General features: G+C 69.5%; 2 protein-coding genes and 2 pseudogenes. All 4 read right to left on the bottom strand.

Going from position 1 to position 3,730, the window contains the following annotated elements; genetic code table 11:
* A partial coding sequence (locus RT567_RS14145) for an RNA polymerase sigma factor (RefSeq protein ID WP_313576914.1) occupies positions 1-462 on the bottom strand: 462 nt, incomplete at its 3' end.
* A gap of 62 nt (positions 463-524) precedes the next feature.
* Positions 525-755, bottom strand: a complete 231-nt coding sequence (locus RT567_RS14150; protein WP_313576915.1) for a hypothetical protein — start codon at positions 753-755, stop codon at positions 525-527.
* A gap of 114 nt (positions 756-869) precedes the next feature.
* Positions 870-1,193, bottom strand: a pseudogene (locus RT567_RS17260) (hypothetical protein); the annotation flags it as partial.
* A 52-nt stretch (positions 1,194-1,245) separates the two neighbouring features.
* Positions 1,246-3,730, bottom strand: a pseudogene (locus RT567_RS14160) (bifunctional [glutamine synthetase] adenylyltransferase/[glutamine synthetase]-adenylyl-L-tyrosine phosphorylase); the annotation flags it as partial.

Genomic DNA, 3,730 nt, shown 5'->3' on the forward strand with positions numbered 1-3,730 from the left:
CAGGCCCGCGGCTTCGATATTGCCCAGCTCCTGATAGTGGCAAAGGACGATGGCCTCGCGCTGGCGCTGCGGCAGGCGCGCCAGGGCCGCCTCGACCCGCGCGCCCGTCTCGGCCGCCAACAGGCCCCGGTCCGGCGCCGGACCGTCATCCACCCGATCCGGCAGCACGTCCGTCGCGATCTCGCGTCGACGCCGTAGCCGATCGTAGCAAAGGTTCAGACCCACCCGGTGCAGCCAGGTGTCGAAGCGCGCCTGACCGGGGGTCCAGCGCGGCGCCTGCTTCCAGGCTCTGAGCATCGCTTCCTGGGCCACGTCCTCAGCCTCCGCCGCGTCGCCCAGCATCCGCTGGGCAAGCGTCAACATCCGCGGCAGCTTGCGCGCGACCATGGCCTGAATGGCCACGGGGTCGCCTTCGCCCACGCGGCGCACCAGATCCTCGTCGGGGTCGACGCTTGTCGCCAATCCTGCCTCTTTGGCTCAATCCAGAAAGGTCGGGCGGTCGGACCGCCTTCCCCGACATCACCCTACTCCGAAGCGGGCGCCGAAGGCGACGCCGCCGGCGTGCGCGCGCGACGCTGTTCGTGCCTCTGGCGCACGGCCGGCCGATTGGCGCGCATGGCGGCGCGCCGCTCGTCCTGCGTCAGCACGCCGTCGTGGTTGGCGTCCATGCGCGTAAAAGCTTCATTCGCCCGACGTTCAACGTCGGCGATGACGATGGGGAAGCGGCTCTCACCGCCCCGCGCCGTACCCGGCATGTTCGCCCCCCCATGACCGCCCCGATGATTGCGGCCGCCGGCCTGACGTCCGCCCATGCCCTCGCTGCGCTCGCCGCGCGCGCGAGGCGTGTTGAACTCATCACGGTCGAGCACGCCGTCCCTGTTCGCATCCAGCCGATCGAAGCGGGCGCCCTGTCGTTCGGCGCGACGCGCCTGGGCATAGGCGCGCATTTCCTCGGCCGTCACCTGACCATCGCTGTTCGCGTCCGCTGCGCGCAGGCGCTGGACGCGGCGCTGAACGAAATCGGCCTGGCTGACCGGTTCGGCCATCTGCGCGTGATGCGGGCGAGTAGCCGGCGCCTGAGGTCGAGCGGGGGCCTGAACTGGAGTCTGCGCCATGGCTCCGCCGCTGGCGGCGAGAACCAGAGCAAGGGCGGCGACGCCGCTGAAATTCGTCTTCATCTCGATGTTCTCCATCCGGCCCAAGGGCCGTGAAGCATCCCTGTCAAAAAATAGAACGCAGACCCGATCAGTTTCCGTCGCGCAATGACGGCAGGGCCGCTTCAAAGGCCCGCCGCGCCCGCAACCGCAGATCAATCAGACGTGCTTTCAGAATGTCGAAATCGGGCGCTCCGGCCGTGCGGGCCAGCCGCATCTGGAAGCCGGACGGCTCCTGATCCGGGTCGCCCCCGCTCTCGAAGGCGCAGGCCATCAACTGGCCCAGTTGTTGATGCGTGCGCCAGGTTTCGGCCAGCACCGGATCGCCTGAGAGGGCCTCCAGCGTGGATACGGTCAGCGGCGCCCCGGCCTGAGCCGCCGTCAGCTGACGATACTGAGCCACGAACTCGGCGTCGACCTGACCGCCCGCCGACAGCTTCAAATCCCAGAAGCCCTTGGGTCGCCGCTCGCGGTCCATCAGATCACGCATGGCCCGCACGTCCTGAGCGATGTCGACGCCGGGGCGCGGTCTTCGCAAAGCCGCCTCCAGCGCCTGCGCCACGCGCGCGCCGAAGCCCTGCTCGCTGGCCCAGACCACCCGTCCGCGCGTCAGGGCCATGAACTCCCAGGTGTCGGCCTCCTGCGCATAATAGGCGTCCATCGCCTCCAGCCGCACCGACACCGGCCCCTTGGACCCGGTCGGCCGCAGCCGCATATCGACCTCATACAACCCGCCCTCGGCGGTGTGGGCGGACAGGGCCGCGATAAACCGCTGAGTGAAGCGGCCGTAGAAGGTCTCGGCGCTCCAGCCGCGCCCGGCGGACACGGCCTCAGGCGCCGCCGCATAGACGGTCATCAGGTCCAGATCAGACCCGGCCGACATCTCGCGCGAGCCCGCCTTGCCCAGGGCGACCACGGCGACCGCGCCGTCAAAGGCGCCGCCCATGCGTTCAGCCTCCTTCAGGGCGGCAGGCGCCAGCGCCTTCATGCAGGCGTCGGCCAGGGCGGTGTTGGCGCGGCCCGCCTCCTCCGGTCCAGCGCGGCCGGTGATGGTGTGCATGCCGATACGGAAGACCTGTTCGCGGTGCTGGCGACGCACCACATTCATGGCGTCCTCGAAGTCCGTCGCGAGTGCTGCTTCGGCTAGCAGTTGAGCCGTCACGCATCCAGTTCGGTCAGGAAGCGCGCGTCCAGAATCCCGTCCAGCGCCTGGGGCCGCCGCCCCAGCATCCGCGCCAGGCGCGGCGCGAAGGCCATCACCTCGACCACCAGATCGAACAGCTTGGGCTGATTCAGGAACAACGCCTGCACCTGCACCCCGGCGCTGAGGCCCGAGAAGAAGACGGCAAACCGGCGGAAGGCGGCGTCCGGCGCGCCCGTCCTGGCCACCGCCGTCAGCAGTTGCGGCGCCAGCCGGGTGAACAGCTCGCGGCCCCGCGCCGTGCGCGTCGCCTGAATGCGGCCGTGGTGCCAACTGCGGATCGTGTCGGACACGCTGGCGGGCTCGGAAAAGCCCATGCGGGCCAGCGTCTCCAGCGTGCCGGGGTCGTTCTCGACCCCCGTGAACACCAGACTGCCATAGGGCGAAGACAGGTCTTCGCCGCCCTCGAACAGTTCGCCATAGCGGGCGTTGACCCGCACCAGCAGGCGCTCGATCCCGGCGTCAAAGACCGCCAGATCGCCCTGCCCCGCCAGGGCCGCCACATCGGCCCGCCGTTCGGGATCGACGGGCAGGATGTGAGTCTGCTCATCCGCCAGCATCTGCGCCCGATGCTCCAGCGCGCGCAGCTCGACATAGGCGGCGTGAAGCTCGTCGCGCGCCTCGGGCGCCACATGGCCCGCCTCGGTCAGGGCGTCCAGCGCCTCCAGCGTGCGCGGCGAGCGTAAGGACCGGTTCCGTCCGCCCAAAATCAATTGCTGGGTCTGGACGTAAAATTCGATCTCGCGGATGCCGCCCCGGCCCAGCTTCAGATTGGCGCCCGCCGCCTCCAGCCCTTCGCCGGTCTTGTGGACGTGGATCTGCTTCTTGATCGACTGAATGTCGAGCACGGCCTGATAGTCCAGACTGCGCCGCCAGATGTAGGGGATCAGCGCCTTCAGGAATTCCGCGCCCTCAACCGGATCCCCGGCGCAGACGCGGGCCTTGATGAAGGCCGCCCGCTCCCAGTTCTGGCCGACGGATTCATAGTAGGCCAGCGCCATCGGCGCCGCGACGACCGGCGGGGTCGATGACGGGTCCGGCCGCAGCCGCAGATCAACACGGAAGACGTATCCGTCCGCCGTCCGCTCGGCCAACAGGGCGGTCAGCCCCTGCGCCAGGCGGTTGACGAAGCCCTGCATCTCCACGCCCTCGGCCAAGGCCGTTTCCAGCGTTTCCGGCTCGTAGAAGAGCGACAGGTCGATGTCCGAGGAATAGTTCAGCTCGAACGCCCCGCCCTTGCCCATGGCCAGGACGAACAGGCCCGGAACCGGCCCGCGCAGATCGTCGGGCGCCGAGATCAGCCGCCCGCGCCTGCGCCAATCATCGGCCATGATCCGCAGCGCCGCGCGCGCCGCCGCATCGGCGAACCGCGACA

This window comes from Brevundimonas sp. (assembly GCF_032107865.1).
Lineage (GTDB): Bacteria > Pseudomonadota > Alphaproteobacteria > Caulobacterales > Caulobacteraceae > Brevundimonas.

Bases quoted from the DNA above. Each gene is read 5' to 3' on its own strand.
- RT567_RS14150 (WP_313576915.1), bottom strand. From the start codon at position 755: ATGCCGGGTACGGCGCGGGGCGGTGAGAGCCGCTTCCCCATCGTCATC.